Below are 17,423 nucleotides of genomic sequence, written 5' to 3'. Positions count from 1 at the left end.
CGGCCCCTTAGCTCGGCTGTCTGGTCGCTCCTGTTACAGCAGCGTTGCCGTTTGATGACAGAGGGATTGGCGCTGGGGGAAGAAGCGCGATTACTTTCGTGCCCTGGCCGACTTCCGACTGGATATCGAGCCGGCCGCGATGCCGCTCGACAATGTGCTTCACGATGGCAAGCCCCAGCCCGGTGCCGCCCTGCGAACGGCTGCGGCTCGGGTCGACGCGGTAGAAGCGCTCGGTCAGGCGCGGCAGATGCTCGGGCGCGATGCCGTCGCCTTCGTCCTCGACCGACAGGCGCAGCATCGATCCGGGCCCGCGGTCGAGCCTGACGGTGATCGGGGTCCCGGCGCGGCCATATTTCATCGCATTGCCGATGAGGTTGTGGAGCAGCTGCGACAGCTGGGCGCGGTCGCCGGCGACGAAGGGCAGGCTTTCGTCCAGGTCGACGATGATGTCGCCGCCGCGCGGGCCGCCGCCGTCGACCGCCACCGCCTTCACTTCCTTGATCAGCTCGGCAAGGTCCACGGCCGTGCTGGGCACGCGGAATTTCTCCGCCTCGATCCGCGACAGCGACATCAGATCGTCGACGAGCCGCTGCATGCGCCGCGCTTCGTCGTGGATGACACGCAGGAACCGCTTGCGGGTGCCGACATCGCCGCCGGCGCTTTCGTCGTCCAGCGTCTCGACGAAGCCGATGATGGCGGCGAGCGGCGTCCGCAGCTCATGGCTCGCATTGGCGACGAAATCGACGCGCATCCGCTCGGCGGCATGGCCGGCGGTGCGGTCGACCAGATGGACGAGCGTGCGGCCCTGCTGCAGCTGCGCGAGGTTCATCTGCCAGCGCGTTTCACGGCCACCCAGGCCGACCAGCTCGATCGGCCGGGTATCGATCGGCTCGTGCCGGGTCAGCAGGCGCTCGGCGGCAGCGGGGTGCCGAATGGCCACGCGCACATCCTCGCCGACGATATGTGGCCCCAGAAGCTTGCGCGCGGCGCCATTCGCTTCGGCGATTCGGCCCTCGCCGACGATCAGCAAAGGGTCGGCAAGAGCCTCAATGATCTCGCGATGGCGTTCCGGCGGCGTGTTCGGAGCGAGTGCCGGCGGCTCTGCCGCCTGGCTCCGAACGGGACCCAGAGCCAGCATGATCGCCAGCCCCACCAGCCCCGCCATCAGCAGAACCGGCAGCGTGGCGCCAAGCAGCACCAGCCCCGCCAGTCCGACCAGAAGCAGGAGCAGCGCCAGCGGCATGATCAAGCGACAGCTGCGGCCATGCGGTCCAGCGTCGGCAGCAGCTCGTCGTAATGGTCGATCACCGCATCGGCGGCTAAGTCTTCGACCGGACCCATCAGGAAACCGAAGCTTACGGCGATGCTGGGAATGCCGGCGTTCTTGGCGGCAAGCGTGTCGTAGATGGAGTCGCCCAGGAACACCGCCGTGCCGCCGCCGCACCGGGCAATCATCTCGCGGATCGGCATGGCGCTGGGCTTGGCATTGCCCTTGCCCATCGTGTCGCCGCCGATCACCGTGGCGAAGCGATCGATGAGGCCAAGCTCCTCCAGCAGCTTGAGCGCGAACCGCTCGAATTTGTTGGTGACGACCGCGAGATTGGTGCCTTGCACTGCCAAAGCGTCGAGCGCCTCCAGCAGGCCGGGGTAAGGCGCGCTGCCTTCGGAGATATTGTCCTGGTAGAAGCTCAGCAGCTGCGGATAAAGCTGCTTCATCTCTTCCGGGTCATAGCCGCCGGACGATTCCAGCCCCTTTTCCAGCATGCGCTTGGCGCCCCCGCCGATCATCGGCCGCACTTCGTCGATGTGGAGCGGCGGCCGGCCGGCCTGGGCGAGAGTGAAGTTCACCGCCCGCGTCAGGCTCGCGCTCGTGTCGAGCAGGGTGCCGTCCAGGTCGAAGCCGACAATGTCGAATGCGCGTGCCATGCTCCGCCCCTTGCCCCGGCCATGGCGAGCGTGGCAAGCGCGCCGCGTGACGATCCCCCGCCCTCTCGCCGCCATTGTCCTTGCCGCCGGCAAGGGCACGCGCATGAAATCCGATCTGCATAAGGTGCTGCACCCGATCGCCGGCCGCCCGATGCTGATGCACCTGCTCGCGAGCCTCGACGCGCTGGCCCCCGCGCGGACGGTCGTGGTGGTCGGCAGCGGCCGTGAGCAGCTGGAGAAGGCTCTCGCCGGCCGTAGTGCGGAGCTGGTGGTGCAGGAACCCCAGCTCGGCACCGGCCATGCGGTTCAGCAGGCCGAAGCAGCGCTCACCGGCTTCGAGGGTGACGTGCTGATCCTTTATGGCGACGTGCCCTTCGTGTCCGGCGAGACGATGCGGCGGCTGATCGAGCGGCTGCACGGCCCTGACCGGCCGGCCGCCGCTAGTCTCGGATTCAGGCCTGCTGATCCGGGGGCTTATGGGCGCATTCTCGCCGATGCGGATGGGCAGATCGCCAAGATGGTCGAGTATAAGGACGCGTCGGCCGAAGAGCGCGCCGTCGACCTGTGCAACTCCGGCCTGTTGGCGGTGCGCTCAGAGGATCTGTTTCCGCTGCTCCGCCGTGTTACCAACGACAATGCGGCGGGCGAATATTATCTGCCCGACATAGTCATGCTGGCGGCGCAGGACGGCCGCACCTCGGCGGTGATCGAGACCAGCGCGGAGGAAGTCGCGGGCATCAACAGCCGTGGCGAACTGGCCGAGCAGGAGCTTGCCTGGCAGCAGCGCCGCCGCGCCCGGGCAATGGCGGACGGGGCGACGTTGGTCGCACCCGAGACCGTCTGGTTCTCGCACGACACGATGCTCGGCCGGGATGTAACCATCGAACCGAATGTGTGGTTCGGACCCGGCGTGACGGTGGAGGACGGGGTGGTGATCCACGGTTTCAGCCACCTGGAAGGCGCCTATGTCGCCTCAGGTGCAGAAGTTGGGCCTTATGCCCGACTCCGCCCGGGCGCCGAACTCGGCCGCAAGTCGAAGGTAGGGAATTTCGTCGAGGTGAAGAAGGCACGGCTGGGCGAGGGCGCCAAGGCCAATCACCTGACCTATCTCGGCGACGCGGAGATCGGCGCGGGCGCGAACATCGGCGCCGGCACCATCACCTGCAACTATGACGGCTTTTTCAAATACAAGACCGAGATCGGGGCAGGCGCCTTCATCGGCTCGAACTCCGCTCTAGTCGCGCCGGTGAAGATCGGAGATGGCGCGATCGTTGGCGCCGGGTCAGTCATCACGCGCGATGTTGGAGCAGACGATCTGGCGCTTGCTCGGGGAACGCAGAGTGCCCGTACTGGTTGGGCGGCAAAATTCCGCTCCACGATGCAGGCTCAAAAGAAATCGGGTTGATTTGATATCACGATATGATATCAAGATATCATGCGTATCCTGACCGACATCCCGGACGAGGATATTCGGAAGCTTGATGCTCTTGCAGCTCAGCTGAAGAAGTCGCGTGCGGCTACGATCCGCGATGCGGTGGCGCTTTACCTTGTCCAGAATGACACCGGTAACGACTGGATTCAACGGTACGCTGGGCTCTGGAAGGATCGCACCGATATTCCCGATGGTGTCGATTATCAAAGGGCAATGCGCGAAGACCGCCGACCGTATGAAGACACTTGATCAGTGTCACTGCCATTTTTCGACACGAACATCGTTATCGACTGGCTGAAGCTGCGGCCCGAGGCAACAGCCGAGCTGTCGCGCTACAATGGGCATCGTATCAGTCGTGTCGTCTGGACTGAAGTGATGGCCGGAGAAGCGCTTGAGCGACGCGGGTCCGTTCGACAGGCCCTCTCGCATTTTGAAATGGTGGAGATTGACGAGCGGATCGCAACTGCGGCCGCCGATATTCGCTACCGCTCGCAGATGAAGCTTCTGGACGCCTACATCTTGGCCACGGCTCAGGTGAATGGCTCAATCCTGATTACGCGCAATACGAAAGACTTTCCGGCGAACCTTCCCGGTATTCGCGTCCCCTACACGCTCTGAACGAAAGCAACTCACATGTGCGGCATTATCGGTATCCTGGGTGAAGGCGATGTCGCCGACCGGCTCGTCGAAGGGCTGCGGCGGCTCGAATATCGCGGCTATGACTCGGCTGGCGTGGCGACGGTTGCCGACGGGACTATCCAGCGGCGGCGGGCCGAGGGCAAGCTGAACAACCTCGCCCGCAAGCTGCTAGAAGAGCCGCTGCCAGGCGCCAGCGGCATCGCGCACACCCGCTGGGCGACCCACGGCGCGCCGACCGAAGACAATGCCCATCCGCACATCGTTGGAGACGTGGTGCTAGTCCACAATGGCATCATCGAGAACTTCAAGCCGCTCCGCGACGAGCTGATGGCCGAAGGACGGACCTTCAAGAGCCAGACGGACACCGAAGTGGTGGGGCACCTCGTCGCGCGAGAGGTGGAGCGGGGCGCCGGGCCCGAAGAGTCGGTCAAAGCGGTGCTGCCGCGCCTGCACGGCGCTTTTGCGCTCGCGATCATGTTCAAGTCGGAGCCGGACCTGATTATCGGCGCCCGGCTCGGCGCGCCCCTCGTGGTCGGCTATGGCGAGGGCGAAAACTACCTCGGCTCCGACGCACTCGCGCTGGCACCGCTGACCCAGCGCATTGCCTATCTGGACGAAGGCGACTGGGCGGTGGTGCGCCGTTCCGCCGTGCAGATCTTCGACAAGAACAACGAGCCCGTCGAGCGGCCGGTGACCATGTCGGGTCTGACTGGCGCGATGATCACCAAGGGCAATCACCGCCACTTCATGCAAAAGGAGATTTACGAGCAGCCGGTCGTGGTTGCTCAGACGCTCAATTCCTATCTGCGCTCGTTTGAGGGACGGGTGGCGCTGCCCGACATGGAGTTCGACCTGGGCTCGATCGAGCGGGTTGCGATCGTCGCCTGCGGCACTGCGTCTTATGTTGGAGCAATCGGCAAATATTGGCTCGAGCAGATGGCGCGCGTGCCCGTCGAGGTCGATGTCGCGTCCGAGTTCCGTTACCGGGAGCCGGTGCTGGGCAAGAACACGCTGGGCCTAGTGATCTCGCAGTCGGGCGAGACGGCCGATACGCTGGCTGCGCTCCGGCACATGAAGGCGGAAGGGGTGACCACCGCCGGCATCATTAACGTGCCGACCTCATCGATGGCGCGCGAAGTGGACCTGCTGCTACCCACCCATGCCGGGCCAGAGATCGGAGTGGCTTCGACCAAAGCCTTCACTTGCCAGCTGGCGGTAATGGCGGCGCTGGCCGCGAACATTGCCCGTGCCAAGGGCCGGCTGAGCGACGGCGAAGAGGCCGAGCTGGTCCGTCATCTGGCCGAAGTACCGGCCGCCATGAATGCGGCGCTGGCGCACGATGCCGAGATCGAGGCGATGGCGCACACCGTAGCCGTCGCGCGCGACGTGCTCTATCTCGGCCGCGGACCCGATTACCCGCTGGCGCTCGAAGGGGCGCTGAAGCTCAAGGAAATCAGCTATATTCACGCCGAAGGCTATGCCGCCGGCGAGATGAAGCATGGGCCGATCGCGCTCATTGACGAAAGCGTGCCGGTGATCGTGATCGCGCCGTCAGGACCACTTTTCGACAAGACCGTGTCGAACATGCAGGAGGTGCAGGCGCGTGGCGGCAAGGTCGTGCTGATCTCCGACGCGGAAGGGCTGGCCCAGGCAGGCGAGGGTGCACTCGCCACCATTGAGATGCCCAAGGTCCACCCGCTGATCGCGCCGCTCGTCTATGCCGTGCCCGTTCAGCTGCTCGCTTATCATGTGGCGGTGGTGAAAGGCACGGACGTGGACCAGCCGCGCAATCTCGCGAAGAGCGTTACGGTCGAGTGAAGGAGGCGGCTTGCGCCGCCCCCTTCCGTTCAGCGGATCCAGCCGCGCTTGGCCGAAGTCTCCGCCAGAAGCGCCAGCAACAGCGCGATCGTCAGCACCGTGATGCCGAGCGGCGTGATCCCAGCGCCGCTTACAAAGAACACCCAGCCGAAATCGACGATTAGCGCGGCGAACGAAATCCAGAGCAGCGGCCGCGCCCAGGCCTTGCGCATCAACAGCCCGATCACCCCCAGCACGCCGCCCCACACCCCAATCGCATAGCCGGCCATTGCCCAGGCGGGCATGTCGGCCGCCTCGGCGGGCGCGGCAAACGGCCCGCTCAGCACGCCGACACTGCCAAGGTAGAAGGCGACGCCAACCAAGTTCCAAAGCAGTCCCAACCCGGCGGCGAGCCAGTACCAGGCGGGTACGCGATCCGTGTATGTCGTTGCCATGTGAACCCCTCCTTTTTGTCCCCCAAGGGAGAGGATGCGCCGTTACGGCGCGCTTGGCAAATCAGGGCTCCAGCAGCCTCGCGCCGGGGCCAGGCCGGCAGACATGGATGAGCACGGGCTTGCCATTGGGCGGGTGATATTGGTCGCGCACCGCCTGCGTCACCGCCTCGACTCTATGCTGCGGCAGAAGCGCGATGACGCAGCCGCCAAAGCCGCCGCCGGTCATGCGCGCGCCGCCTTCGTCGCCGATCTCACGTTGCAGCAGTTCGACAAGCTGGTCGATCGGCGGCACGGTGATCTCGAAATCGTCGCGCATCGAGGCGTGCGAGCGAGCCATCAACTCGCGCAGTCGAGACATGTCAGCAGCCGCGAGCGCCTCGGCGGCCGCCAAGGTGCGCGCATTTTCGGTGACGACATGGCGGGCGCGCTTGCGGGCGAGTTCGTCGAGTTCTTCCGCATTGTGCAATTGCTCTTCGCCCGTGTCGCGGAGCGCGGGCACGCCGAAGTGCCGCGCCGCCGCCTCGCACTGCTGGCGGCGCTCGTTATAGGCGCTGTCGACGAGCCCCCGCTCGACGCCCGAATGGACGATCAGCACCGCGGCGTCGCCTGGCACCGGCACGGGGCGGCATTCAAGCGTCCGGCAGTCGATCAGCAGCGCCTGTTCCGCCTCCGCCCGCGCGGAGACGAGCTGGTCCATGATGCCGCAGGCGCAACCGGCAAACTCGTTTTCGGCGCGCTGCGCCAGCTGGGCGAGCCGCGTCATGTCGATCTCGGCACCGGCGAGCTTAGCCACGGCTAGACCGACGGCCACCTCCAGCGAGGCCGACGAGGAGAGGCCGGCGCCTTGCGGCACGTCGCCGGCGATTGCGAGCTCCATGCCTTGAGGGGCGATCTCTTCTTCCGCCAGCATCGCGATCATGCCGCGCACATAGTTGCGCCAGTCGCTTTCGCCCGCGATCGGCTCGGCGAAGGTAAAGCGATCTACCTCATCGAAGTCCGCGGCGTAGACGACAGTTTCCGACCCGCCGAGCCGCGCCGCCACGACGGTGCCGCGGTCGATCGCCAAGGGCAGCACGAAGCCATCATTATAGTCGGTGTGCTCGCCGATCAGGTTGACCCGGCCCGGCGCGGTCGCGATCAGCGTTGGTTCGCCGCCGAACCGCTCGGCGAAGACGCGCCGGACTCGATCGATCGTCGCCTGTTCAGCCATTCGTTTCTTCCAGATAGTGAGTGGCGCTCACTGCGCGCAGCTTCCCGGCGGCCTGTTCGGGAGTCAGGTCGCGTTGCGCCTCGGCAAGCATTTCAAAGCCGACCATGAACTTGCGCACGGTCGCGGAGCGCAGCAGCGGCGGGTAGAAATGCGCGTGCAGCTGCCAGCCGTCGGCCGGACGGCCGTCATAAGGAGCCCCGTGCCAGCCCATCGAATAAGGAAAGGAGCAGCGAAAAAGATTGTCGTAGCGCGTGGTCAGTTCCTTCAGCACGCGCGCCAGGTCGTCCCGATCCGCGGGGGCAAGCTCTTCCATGCGGGCGATTGGGAACTTGGGCATCAGCAAGGTCTCGAACGGCCAACTCGCCCAGTAGGGCACGACGGCGATCCATCGGTCGCTCTCCACGACCGTGCGCGCGCCATCGGCCGCTTCCCGCTCGGCCGCTTCGGCCAGGAGCGGCCGTCCCCGCTCGGCAAACCAGGCACGCTGCCGCGCGTCTTCGCGGGCCGGCTCGTCCGGCAGCCAGCTGGTCGCCCACACTTGGCCATGCGGATGGGGATTCGAACACCCCATCATCGCGCCTTTGTTCTCGAACAACTGGACCCAGGCATAGCGCCGTCCCAGCTCGGCAGCTTGCTCCGCCCATTGATCGACGACTGCCCTGATCTGCGCAGCCGAGAGAAGGGGCAGGCTGGCGCCATGATCGGGCGAGAAGCAGATGACGCGTGCTTCACCGCGCGCAGCCTGAACAGCGAACAGCACATCCTGATCATCCGGCGTGGGCGTGTTCGGCAGCAGCGCGGCGAAGTCGTTGGGGAAGATATGCACCCCGTCATAGTCCGGATTGCGCTCGCCGGTGACCCGCGCGTTGCCCGGGCAGAGGTAACAGCCCGGATCATGCGCTGGCCCGCGCGCCTCGCAGGCTTCGTCCGTCTGACCCTGCCATGGCCGCTTCATCCGGTGCGGCGAGACCAGCACCGCGCTGCCGTTCAGCGGGTTCAGCCGTCGGTGCGGGTGATCCGTTGGGTTGAAAAGGCCAAGCGACTCGGGCGCACTCATGGCTGATGCGCCTAGCGGCAGCCGCGCAACGTCGCCAGCCGAAGGTCCTAGCATGGTGCAACTCCGGCAAAGCTTTCCAATTGTGGGGCGCGCCGGAAAAGAGTAAACAGGCTGGTCACCAGAAGACTCTGCTTCGCGTTGGGAACCGAGCAGGCTTTGGGTCGCGGCTTGCTCCCGTTGTGAAACACAGGGGAGTGAAAGGGATGAGATACACGCTGGTATCGGCTTTGGCCGCGGTGATCGCCGTGCCTGCTTCTGCTGCAGTCACGGTTCATCAGGGCAATCTAGCGGCCTTCAACGCCGCTGCCGGAAGTCCGTCCATTGCCATCGATTTCGAGTCGCTGAGCGGGAACATCGCCGGACAGACGATTTCCGGCGTCACCTTCTCCAACCCGGACGGCAACACGCTCGACGTCGTCAATGCCGCGGACACTTTCTCCACGCCGGGCTTTGGCGGGCCGACGAACAAGCTGCCCGCTACCTCCGGCGCCAAGGTGCTCTCGCCGGGCGGTGCCGAGCTGGTGGCGGGACCGGATCCGCGGCAACGCGACAGCCTCGTCCTGACCTTCGCCGCTCCGGTCAGCGCCTTTGGTCTCGACATATTGTTCCAGTCGCTCGACTGCTGCTCCTTTACCAACTTCCAGGTCTTCAACGGCAGTAATGGGCTGATCGCGAGCGGGGGCGTGAATGCGAATGGGGGAGGAGACGGCGGCTCCTTCTTCCTCGGCTTCACATCCGACAGCGCCGATATCGCGCGTGTCGTGATCAGCGAGTTTGACGACAACGCCGCCTTCCCGGACTCCAACATCGGCTATGACAGCTTCCGCTTCGCCGCGGCCAATCCCGTGCCGGAACCGGCGAGCTGGGCAATGATGATCGCAGGCTTCGCACTCGCCGGTGCTTCGCTGCGGAGGCGGACCAGGGTGAGCTTCGCCTGACGTCTTTCTGTCGCTTCTGTCCAAGCCCCATGCCGCGCCACCGCGTAGGATGGGGCCAAGTGCTCCATCAGAGGGCGCGAACTTCCGGCTGAACGCAAAGGGGTTGAGTTATGCGTCGACTCGTTATTGCACCGCTTATTGCCTTGCTGGCCGCCGCTCCGGCCGGCGCCGTGATCCTTAGCCCGACGCCTTATTTGTCTGCCGCGGACAGCCCGTTCGCGGGCCTGGGGCTGTCGAACTTCGCGCTCGAGGATTTCGAGGACATTGCGCTCAACACGCCCGGCCTGTCCGCCGCGGGACCCGGTCTCTGCGTCAGCGGTGCCGGGGGCCAGTGTTTCCAGACAGGGCCAATCGATTCGGTCGGCAATGGCGGCGATCCGGCGCTCGGCCATTCGCTGTTCGCCAACGGTTCGATCACTTTGACCTTCGACGCAGCCGCGTTCGGAGGCCGCCTGCCAACCCATGCCGGCCTCGTCTGGACGGACGGCAACAATCCGATCACCTTTACCGCCTTCGACCAGAACGGCGTATCGCTGGGCACGATTGTCGGCAATCACGCGACTGGCGGGTTCACCGGGCAGACGGATGAAGACCGCTTCTACGGCGCGATCCATGCCGGCGGCATTTCGCGGCTGGTGATCTCCAATCCGCCCGGCATCGAGATCGACCACATTCAGTTCGGCTTCGCCAACGCCGTTCCCGAACCGGCCAGCTGGGCGATGATGATTGCGGGCTTCGGTCTGGCAGGTGCCGCGACGCGTCGCCGGCGCCGGATGGTTCCCGCGATCGCCTGATCCGAGTTCAACAGGGGAAAAGCGCCGCCGGGTGACTGGCGGCGCTTTTTTGTCAGTCCAGATTGGGGCGCAGCCAGCGTTCGGCCTGAGCCAGCTCGACGCCGCGGCGTGCGGCATAGTTTTCCAGCTGGTCGCGACCGATGCGGGCGACGCCGAAGTAACTGGCATCAGGGTGACCGAAGTAAAAGCCGGACACTGCCGAGGTCGGCAGCATCGCGAAGCTCTCGGTCAGCGTCGCGCCGGAAGGATTGCCGCCGAGCAGGTCGAACAGGATCGGCTTCAGACTATGGTCCGGACAGGCGGGATAGCCAGGCGCCGGACGGATGCCGCGATAGTGTTCCTTGATCAGCGCTTCGTTGGTCAGCTGCTCGCCCGCCGCATAGCCCCAAAGCGTGGTGCGGACATGCTGGTGCAGTGCCTCCGCGAAGGCTTCCGCCAGGCGATCGGCGAGCGCCTTCAGCAGGATGTCGGAATAATCGTCATGGGCTTCCTTGAAGCGCGCCAGGTGCGGCTCGGCGCCGTGGATCGCGACGGTGAAGCCGCCGATCCAGTCGCCCTCAGGATCGATGAAATCGGCCAGGCACATATTCGCCTTGGCCGTGCTCTTCGCCATTTGCTGGCGGAGCATGGGCAATCTTATGTTCCCCGGCGCAGGCCGGGGTCCATTGGTGCCGTCCTCTGGGCCCCGGCCTGCGCCGGGGAACAGGATAATATCATCCCCATCGCGCCGGCACGGCCATAGCCCGACCATGCCGCGGGGCTGCAGCCAGTCCTCGGCGATGATCTTGTCCAGCATCGCGTTCGCATCGGCGAACAGGCTTGTGGCGCTGTCGCCGACCACGTCGTCTTCGAGGATCGCCGGGTAGTTGCCCGCCAGCTCCCAGGCGCGGAAGAAGGGCGTCCAATCGATATAGTCGCGAAGCCGCTCGACGGTGAAGTCGGTGATCTCGTGCAGCCCGGGCCGGAGTGGGCGCGGGGGCTTGAGTGAGAAATCCGGCTTGAACGCCCGCGCCCGCGCCTCCGCAATCGGAAGCAGTTCGTTCTGGCCCTTGCCCTCGCGCGCGGTGCGAACTGCCTCGTATTCCGAGGCCGTCTTGGTGACGAACTCGTCCGTTAGCGTGTCGCTGACGAGGGTCGACGCGACGCCGACGGCGCGGCTGGCGTCGAGCACATGGATGACGGGCCCTTTATAGGCCGGGTCGATGCGCAGCGCCGTGTGCACCTTCGACGTGGTCGCGCCACCGATCAGCAGCGGCATGGTCATGCCGGCGCGCTGCATTTCCTCGGCGACCGTAACCATCTCGTCGAGCGAGGGCGTAATCAGGCCGCTGAGGCCGATCATGTCGGCCTGGTTCTCGTTGGCGGCATCGAGGATCTTGTTCCACGGCACCATGACGCCGAGATCGATCACTTCGAAGCCGTTGCACTGGAGCACGACGCCGACGATGTTCTTGCCGATATCGTGCACGTCGCCCTTGACCGTCGCCATCACGATCCGGCCCTTGCCCTTCGACTCCGCGGTCTTCTCCGCCTCGATATAGGGGAGGAGGTGAGCGACCGCCTTCTTCATCACGCGGGCCGATTTGACGACCTGGGGCAGGAACATCTTGCCCGACCCGAACAGGTCGCCGACCACGTTCATGCCGTCCATCAGCGGGCCTTCGATGACCTGGATCGGCCGTGCAAACTGCAGCCGCGCCTCTTCGGTATCGTCCACCACGAAGGCGTCGATACCCTTGACCAGCGCATGTTCCAGCCGCTTGGCGACGGGCCAGCCGCGCCATTCCTCCGCCTGTTTGTCGGCAACGGCATCGGTGCCGCGATAGCGTTCGGCAAGCGCGATCAGCCTTTCCGTAGCGTCCGGGCGCCGATCGAAGATCACGTCCTCGCAGGCGTCGCGCAGTTCCGGGTCAATCGCATCGTAAATGTCGAGCTGGCCGGCATTGACGATGCCCATGTCCATGCCGGCCGGGATCGCGTGGTAGAGGAACACGCTGTGCATCGCCCGGCGCACCGGCTCATTGCCGCGGAAGCTGAAGCTGAGGTTCGATAGGCCGCCGGAGATATGGACATGCGGGCAGCGCGCCTTGATCTCGCGGCAGGCTTCGATGAAGTCGATGGCGTAGCGGTTATGCTCCTCGATCCCGGTCGCGACAGCGAAAATGTTCGGATCGAAGATGATGTCCTCAGGCGGAAAGCCGATGCCGGTCAGCAGCCGATAGGCGCGTTCGCAGATTTCGACCTTGCGCTCCTTGGTGTCGGCTTGGCCGACCTCGTCGAAGGCCATGACGACCACGGCCGCGCCATAGGCCATGACCTTGCGCGCCTGATCCAGGAACGCGTCCTCGCCTTCCTTCATGCTGATCGAGTTGACGATCGGCTTGCCGGACACGCACTTCAGGCCCGCTTCGATCACCGACCATTTGGACGAATCGATCATCACGGGCACGCGGGCGATGTCGGGCTCGGCGGCGATCAACTTCAGGAAGGTAGTCATCGCCTGCTCGGCGTCGAGCAGGCCTTCGTCCATGTTGACGTCGATGATCTGCGCGCCGTTCTCGACCTGCTGACGCGCGACTTCGACTGCCTTGGCATAGTCGCCGGCCATGATCAGCTTTTTAAAAGCGGCCGATCCGGTGACGTTGGTGCGTTCGCCGATGTTGACGAACACGGCCGATTGCGGAGCCGCGGCGGGCTCTTGGTAAGCAGGGGTCATGATTGCTTTCAGGCAGCGATGCGCATCGGGTCGAGGCCGGCCAGGAAGGTCTGGCGCGCGGCCGCCGGAATCGTTCGCGGGACCTTGCCGGCAACGGCCTGCGCCATCGCCTTGATGTGCGCCGGCGTGGTGCCGCAGCAGCCGCCAACAATGTTGATCAGCCCCTCGCGCGCCCAGTCTCCCATGAAACCGCCGGTGGTCTCCGGCGCCTCGTCATATTGGCCGAGATCGTTGGGCAGGCCCGCATTCGGATAGACCATCAGCAAGGTGTCGGCGATCGGCGACAGCGCGGCGACGCTCGGCCGCAGCTGCGGGGCGCCGAAGGAGCAGTTCAGCCCGATCGTCAGCGGCTTGGCATGCCGCACCGAAGCCCAGAAACTCTCGATCGAATGGCCGGACAGGTTCCGACCAGACATGTCGGTGACCGTGAAGCTGATCATCAGCGGGATCTCACGGCCGCGTGCGATGCCCGCTTCGAGCGTGGCCATGATGCCAGCCTTGGCATTCAACGTGTCGAATATCGTCTCGATCAGGATGAAGTCGACGCCGCCATCGACAAGTGCGTCCACCTGCTCGCGATACACATCCTTCAGTTCGTCGAAGCCGATGGCGCGAAAGCCGGGATCGTTGACGTCCGGCGATAGCGACAGCGTCTTGTTGGTTGGGCCGAGCGCGCCCGCCACGAAGCGTGGCCGTCCGTCCACCGCTACTGCCGCGCGCGCGGCGTTGCGGGCGATCTGGGCCGAAGCGACGTTGATGTCGCGGACCAGATGCTCGGCGCCATAGTCCGCCTGGCTGATCGCATTGGCGTTGAAGGTGTTGGTCGAGACGATGTCGGAGCCGGCCTCGAGATAGGCTTCCGTGATCTCGGCGACGACGTGCGGCTGAGTGATCGCCAGCAGGTCGTTATTGCCCTTCTGGTCGTGGCCGAGATCGAGGCTGCCGCGATAGCCGGCTTCGGTCAGGCGATAGGCCTGGATCATTGTGCCGAACGCCCCGTCGGTCAGCAGGATACGCTTGGCGGCCTCGGCGCGAAGACGCGCCGCTGCTTCGGACTGGATCATGCGGCTTGCTCCCGGACGGACGCGACTGGCCGCAGCCCCAGCAAGTGGCAGATGGCATAGGCCAGTTCGGCGCGGTTCAGCGTGTAGAAGTGGAAGTTGCGGACGCCGCCTGCATAGAGCTTGCGGCACATCTCGGCAGCGAGCGTCGCCGCGACCAGCTGGCGCGCCGCGGGATGATCGTCGAGCCCTTCGAACAGCCGGTCCATCCAGCCCGGGATCTCGGCGCCGCACAGCCCTGCGAATTTGCGCGTCTGTGCCACGTTCGAGACCGGCAAGATGCCCGGCACGATTTCGGCGCCAATCCCGGCCGCGGCGGCGGCGTCACGGAAGCGGAAAAAGCAATCCGGCGTGAAGAAGAACTGGGTGATGGCACGGCTGGCGCCGGCATCCAGCTTGCGCTTCAGATTGTCGAGATCGGCCGCCTGCGTACCGGAGTCCGGGTGCATCTCCGGATAGGCTGCGACCGAGATTTCAAAGGGGTGGAGACGCTTCAAACCGGCGACCAGATCGGCGGCATTGGCGTAGCCCTGCGGATGCGCCGCGAACTTTTCTCCCATCACCGGCGGATCGCCGCGCAGCGCGACGATGTGGCGCACGCCCGCAGCCCAATATTCCTCCGCCACCGTATCGATCTCGTCTCTGCTTGCTTCGACGCAGGTCAGGTGAGCCGCGGCGGAAAGAGGTGTTTCGCGCTGGATGCGCGCGACGGTCGAATGGGTCCGCTCGCGGGTCGAGCCGCCCGCGCCATACGTGACGGAGACGAAGCGCGGACCGAGCGGCGCGAGCGTCTGAATCGCGTCCCAAAGCTGCGCGTCCATCTTCTCCGTCTTCGGCGGAAAGAATTCGAACGATACACCGACGTCGCCGGATAGATCGGCGAACAGCGGGGCGTCGAGCGCGCGGCGCGCTTCCTCCATCTGTGCGAGGGAGAGGGTCATGCTGCTTCCTTTCGCCGGAGGCTCGGCCGTTCCGCGAGCCAAAGCTTCACCGTGAGCTCGCCCCCTTCGAGCTCCTTAACCTGAACCAGATCGAGCCCGCCGCCTTGCAGCCAGCCGGCAATCTGCTGGTCCGAAAAGCCGAGCCGCTGATGCGCATCGCGCGTGCGCAGTTCTTCCTTTTCGTGTGGCGCGAAGTCGACGATCAGCATCCGGCCGCCATCGGCGACCAGGCGCGCCGCTTCGGCCAGCGCGGCACCAGGCTGCGTCACGAAATGCAGCACCTGGTGCAGGATCACCGTGTCGGCAATCGCGTCGCTTAGGGGAAGCGCGGTCAAGTCGCCCTGACGCAGTTCGGCAGAGGGCACGGCATCCGACAGCTTGGCGCGGGCGAGACGCAGCATTTCGGGGCTGCGGTCCACGCCAAGCGCGCGCGTAGCGCCGACGCCGAACACTTCGAGCATCCGGCCGGTGCCGGTGCCCAGATCGACCAGCCGCCCCACCGGTGCGCTGCATAGCATCTCGGTCATCGCCGACTCGACCTGCTGTTCGGGCACGTACAGCGAACGGATCGCGTCCCATTCTTCTGCGCGCGCCTCGAAATAGCGGGCGGCGGCCTCGGCCCGTTCAGCGCGGACCTGCGCCAGCCGTGCCGCATCCTCTTCGGCCCAGTCGCCCGACACCTGCTCGATCGCCGCCAGCAGCGGCTCGTTGCGCGGGTCTTCGGCAAGGGCGAGGAACACCCAGCTGCCTTCGCGCCGCCTGGTCGTCAGCCCGGCGTCGGCGAGGATGCGAACATGGCGCGACACGCGCGGCTGGCTCTGCCCCAGCACCTGGGCGAGTTCGCCGACCGACAGCTCCATCCGCCGCAGCAGCGCGAAGATGCGCAGCCGCGTCGGGTCGCCAAGCGCACGGAAAATGTCGAGCAGCCGATCCACAGATCAGGACATAAAGATATCTTTATATCTGCGCAAGGCGGATGCGGTTAGTCGCTGCTGAGCTTCCAGTCCCAGCCGAGGGGATCGCCGTCCATCACCTCGACGCCCGCTACTGCAAGCTCGTCGCGGATGCGATCGGAGGCGGCAAAGTCCTTGGCCGCCCGCGCTTTCCCGCGCGCGGCCATGCTCGCTTCGATCTCGTCAGGGGTGATCGAAGCACCGGCCGGCGCGATGCGCAGGTCTGTCCGCGCGATGTCGAGGACCCGCAGGCCGAGAACTCTGTCCATCGCTGTCAGGGCACCGCGCCGCCGACCTGGGTCCAAGCCCTTTATCGAGAGGACGGCCTCGAAATGGGTCAGCGCTTTTGCCGTATTGAGGTCGTCCGAGACCGCCTCTTCGAACGCCTTGAGTTCGGCCGCGATGCGCTTGTCCGCGACCTCGGCCACATCGGCAGGCGGAATGCGCTCGGCCGCCATCAGCATACGCTTCAGACGCGTAAAGGCGGCGGCGAGATTGTCCCAACTGAACTCCAACTCGCTTCGGTAGTGCGCCTGTAGGCACATGAGTCGGTAGGCGAGCGGATGAAAGCCGCGGTCGACCAGTGCCTGCAGCGTAAGGAACTCGCCGGCTGACTTGGACATCTTGCCGCCGCGGTCGATCAGGAAGTTGTTGTGCATCCAGATGCGCGCGCCGCTGTCGGGCGTGCCGCACCGCGCCTGGTTTTGCGCGATCTCGTTCGGGTGATGGATCTCCCGGTGATCGATACCGCCGGTGTGGATGTCGAACGGGAAGCCGAGCAGCGCCTCGGACATGACCGAGCATTCGAGATGCCAGCCCGGCGCGCCGCGGCCCCAAGGCGAGTCCCACTCCATCTGCCGCGTCTCGCCAGGCGGCGTGGTGCGCCAGATCGCAAAGTCGGTCGGGTGGCGCTTGCCTTCGACTGCCTCGATACGGCTCTCGCCGGCATCGGTCGCGGCGCGGGCGAGCCGGCCATAGTCGGGCACCGTGGAGGTATCGAAGTAGAGGCCGCTTTCCAGTCGATAACAGTGGGTGTCCGCGATCGACTTGGCGAATTCGATCATCGCGGGCACATAGTCGGTCGCGATCGACCATTTCATCGGCTGGCGAATGTTCAGCCGCTCGATGTCCCGCCAGTAAGCGTCGGTGTAGAACTTCGCGATATCCCAGGCGGATTTGCCGCTGGTCGCCGCCGCCTTCTCCATCTTGTCAGCGCCTTCATCGGCGTCGGAGGTCAGGTGGCCGACATCGGTGATGTTGATGACGTGGCTGAGCTTATATCCTTTGAAGCTCAGCACGCGGCCGAGCGTATCGGCGAACACATAGGCGCGCATGTTGCCGATATGCTGGTAGTTATAGACGGTCGGCCCGCAGGTGTAGACGCGTGCCTCACCTTCATGGACCGGCACGAAGCGCTCGATCTGACGCGTCAGGCTGTTGAACAGGCGCAAGCTCATGGCCGCCGCCTTGGAGGCAAGGGCGGGGGAGCGTCAACCGCTCCCCG

General features: G+C 65.4%; 16 protein-coding genes. 6 read left to right on the top strand and 10 right to left on the bottom strand.

All coding sequences use genetic code 11. From position 1 onward, the window contains the following. Window positions 1–7: 7 nt before the first annotated feature. Complete coding sequence (locus tag VGT77_RS10555) at window positions 8–1,243, bottom strand: ATP-binding protein (protein ID WP_327462321.1); 1,236 nt, start codon at window positions 1,241–1,243, stop codon at window positions 8–10. A 2-nt stretch (window positions 1,244–1,245) separates the two neighbouring features. After that, on the bottom strand, window positions 1,246–1,926 hold the full coding sequence (locus tag VGT77_RS10550) for an HAD-IA family hydrolase (protein WP_327462319.1): 681 nt from the start codon (window positions 1,924–1,926) through the stop codon (window positions 1,246–1,248). A gap of 103 nt (window positions 1,927–2,029) precedes the next feature. Here VGT77_RS10550 and glmU point away from each other — a divergent pair, with 103 nt between their 5' ends. Genes glmU through glmS form a run of 4 tightly spaced genes read left to right on the top strand, consistent with a single transcriptional unit; the run spans window position 2,030 to window position 5,815 of the window. Beyond that, entirely contained in the window at window positions 2,030–3,331 is a 1,302-nt protein-coding gene (gene glmU, locus VGT77_RS10545) for a bifunctional UDP-N-acetylglucosamine diphosphorylase/glucosamine-1-phosphate N-acetyltransferase GlmU (RefSeq protein ID WP_414713387.1), read from the top strand. Window positions 3,332–3,361: 30 nt separating this feature from the next. Then, complete coding sequence (locus tag VGT77_RS10540) at window positions 3,362–3,607, top strand: ribbon-helix-helix domain-containing protein (RefSeq protein WP_327462315.1); 246 nt, start codon at window positions 3,362–3,364, stop codon at window positions 3,605–3,607. A gap of 3 nt (window positions 3,608–3,610) precedes the next feature. Further along, window positions 3,611–3,976 carry a type II toxin-antitoxin system VapC family toxin gene (locus tag VGT77_RS10535; RefSeq protein ID WP_327462313.1) on the top strand — a complete coding sequence of 122 codons (366 nt, stop codon included), beginning with the start codon at window positions 3,611–3,613 and terminating at the stop codon, window positions 3,974–3,976. A gap of 15 nt (window positions 3,977–3,991) precedes the next feature. Further along, complete coding sequence (gene glmS / locus VGT77_RS10530; protein ID WP_327462311.1) at window positions 3,992–5,815, top strand: glutamine--fructose-6-phosphate transaminase (isomerizing); 1,824 nt, start codon at window positions 3,992–3,994, stop codon at window positions 5,813–5,815. Window positions 5,816–5,844: 29 nt separating this feature from the next. On the opposite strand, the gene VGT77_RS10525 is transcribed toward glmS, so the two are convergent. From VGT77_RS10525 to VGT77_RS10515, 3 genes are all read right to left on the bottom strand, one after another. Further along, window positions 5,845–6,249 carry a hypothetical protein gene (locus VGT77_RS10525; protein ID WP_327462309.1) on the bottom strand — a complete coding sequence of 135 codons (405 nt, stop codon included), beginning with the start codon at window positions 6,247–6,249 and terminating at the stop codon, window positions 5,845–5,847. Between the two features lie 61 nt (window positions 6,250–6,310). Beyond that, the gene (gene galK / locus VGT77_RS10520; RefSeq protein ID WP_327462307.1) at window positions 6,311–7,459 is read right to left on the bottom strand and encodes a galactokinase; all 1,149 of its coding nucleotides are present in this window, start codon (window positions 7,457–7,459) and stop codon (window positions 6,311–6,313) included. Continuing rightward, complete coding sequence (locus VGT77_RS10515; protein WP_327462305.1) at window positions 7,452–8,516, bottom strand: UDP-glucose--hexose-1-phosphate uridylyltransferase; 1,065 nt, start codon at window positions 8,514–8,516, stop codon at window positions 7,452–7,454. The genes galK and VGT77_RS10515 overlap by 8 nt, the downstream gene beginning before the upstream one ends. A 203-nt stretch (window positions 8,517–8,719) precedes the next feature. Here VGT77_RS10515 and VGT77_RS10510 point away from each other — a divergent pair, with 203 nt between their 5' ends. Both VGT77_RS10510 and VGT77_RS10505 read left to right on the top strand, forming a co-directional pair. Further along, the gene (locus tag VGT77_RS10510; protein ID WP_327462303.1) at window positions 8,720–9,454 is read left to right on the top strand and encodes a PEPxxWA-CTERM sorting domain-containing protein; all 735 of its coding nucleotides are present in this window, start codon (window positions 8,720–8,722) and stop codon (window positions 9,452–9,454) included. A 110-nt stretch (window positions 9,455–9,564) separates the two neighbouring features. Continuing rightward, the gene (locus tag VGT77_RS10505; RefSeq protein ID WP_327462300.1) at window positions 9,565–10,248 is read left to right on the top strand and encodes a PEPxxWA-CTERM sorting domain-containing protein; all 684 of its coding nucleotides are present in this window, start codon (window positions 9,565–9,567) and stop codon (window positions 10,246–10,248) included. A gap of 52 nt (window positions 10,249–10,300) precedes the next feature. Here VGT77_RS10505 and metH read toward each other — a convergent pair whose 3' ends face one another. The 5 genes from metH to cysS are packed head-to-tail and all read right to left on the bottom strand — an operon-like array spanning window position 10,301 to window position 17,376. Further along, window positions 10,301–12,964, bottom strand: a complete 2,664-nt coding sequence (gene metH, locus VGT77_RS10500; protein WP_327462298.1) for a methionine synthase — start codon at window positions 12,962–12,964, stop codon at window positions 10,301–10,303. An 8-nt stretch (window positions 12,965–12,972) separates the two neighbouring features. Then, on the bottom strand, window positions 12,973–14,028 hold the full coding sequence (locus VGT77_RS10495) for a homocysteine S-methyltransferase family protein (RefSeq protein WP_327462296.1): 1,056 nt from the start codon (window positions 14,026–14,028) through the stop codon (window positions 12,973–12,975). After that, complete coding sequence (metF, locus tag VGT77_RS10490) at window positions 14,025–14,966, bottom strand: methylenetetrahydrofolate reductase (protein WP_327462295.1); 942 nt, start codon at window positions 14,964–14,966, stop codon at window positions 14,025–14,027. Before metF ends, VGT77_RS10495 begins: the two co-directional genes overlap by 4 nt. Next, the gene (locus VGT77_RS10485; protein WP_327462293.1) at window positions 14,963–15,901 is read right to left on the bottom strand and encodes a metalloregulator ArsR/SmtB family transcription factor; all 939 of its coding nucleotides are present in this window, start codon (window positions 15,899–15,901) and stop codon (window positions 14,963–14,965) included. Before VGT77_RS10485 ends, metF begins: the two co-directional genes overlap by 4 nt. Window positions 15,902–15,948: 47 nt before the next feature. Continuing rightward, window positions 15,949–17,376, bottom strand: coding sequence for a cysteine--tRNA ligase (cysS, locus tag VGT77_RS10480; protein WP_327462291.1), 1,428 nt, complete (start codon window positions 17,374–17,376; stop codon window positions 15,949–15,951). Between the last annotated feature and the right edge of the window lie 47 nt (window positions 17,377–17,423).

The sequence above is a fragment of the Sphingomonas sp. genome, assembly GCF_035944535.1.
Lineage (GTDB): Bacteria > Pseudomonadota > Alphaproteobacteria > Sphingomonadales > Sphingomonadaceae > Sphingomonas_B.
Note: the sequence above shows the minus strand (reverse complement) of the source record. Positions and strands in the feature narration are given on the sequence as shown.

What these genes read in the sequence shown, in the direction of transcription:
- cysS (WP_327462291.1), bottom strand. Translation starts at nt 17,376, where the DNA reads ATGAGCTTGCGCCTGTTCAACAGCCTGACGCGTCAGATCGAGCGCTTC.
- VGT77_RS10540 (WP_327462315.1), top strand. Translation starts at nt 3,362, where the DNA reads ATGCGTATCCTGACCGACATCCCGGACGAGGATATTCGGAAGCTTGAT.
- VGT77_RS10515 (WP_327462305.1), bottom strand. Translation starts at nt 8,516, where the DNA reads ATGAGTGCGCCCGAGTCGCTTGGCCTTTTCAACCCAACGGATCACCCG.
- glmS (WP_327462311.1), top strand. Translation starts at nt 3,992, where the DNA reads ATGTGCGGCATTATCGGTATCCTGGGTGAAGGCGATGTCGCCGACCGG.
- VGT77_RS10525 (WP_327462309.1), bottom strand. Translation starts at nt 6,249, where the DNA reads ATGGCAACGACATACACGGATCGCGTACCCGCCTGGTACTGGCTCGCC.
- galK (WP_327462307.1), bottom strand. Translation starts at nt 7,459, where the DNA reads ATGGCTGAACAGGCGACGATCGATCGAGTCCGGCGCGTCTTCGCCGAG.
- metF (WP_327462295.1), bottom strand. Translation starts at nt 14,966, where the DNA reads ATGACCCTCTCCCTCGCACAGATGGAGGAAGCGCGCCGCGCGCTCGAC.
- VGT77_RS10505 (WP_327462300.1), top strand. Translation starts at nt 9,565, where the DNA reads ATGCGTCGACTCGTTATTGCACCGCTTATTGCCTTGCTGGCCGCCGCT.
- VGT77_RS10495 (WP_327462296.1), bottom strand. Translation starts at nt 14,028, where the DNA reads ATGATCCAGTCCGAAGCAGCGGCGCGTCTTCGCGCCGAGGCCGCCAAG.
- VGT77_RS10550 (WP_327462319.1), bottom strand. Translation starts at nt 1,926, where the DNA reads ATGGCACGCGCATTCGACATTGTCGGCTTCGACCTGGACGGCACCCTG.
- VGT77_RS10555 (WP_327462321.1), bottom strand. Translation starts at nt 1,243, where the DNA reads ATGCCGCTGGCGCTGCTCCTGCTTCTGGTCGGACTGGCGGGGCTGGTG.
- glmU (WP_414713387.1), top strand. Translation starts at nt 2,030, where the DNA reads ATGAAATCCGATCTGCATAAGGTGCTGCACCCGATCGCCGGCCGCCCG.
- metH (WP_327462298.1), bottom strand. Translation starts at nt 12,964, where the DNA reads ATGACCCCTGCTTACCAAGAGCCCGCCGCGGCTCCGCAATCGGCCGTG.
- VGT77_RS10510 (WP_327462303.1), top strand. Translation starts at nt 8,720, where the DNA reads ATGAGATACACGCTGGTATCGGCTTTGGCCGCGGTGATCGCCGTGCCT.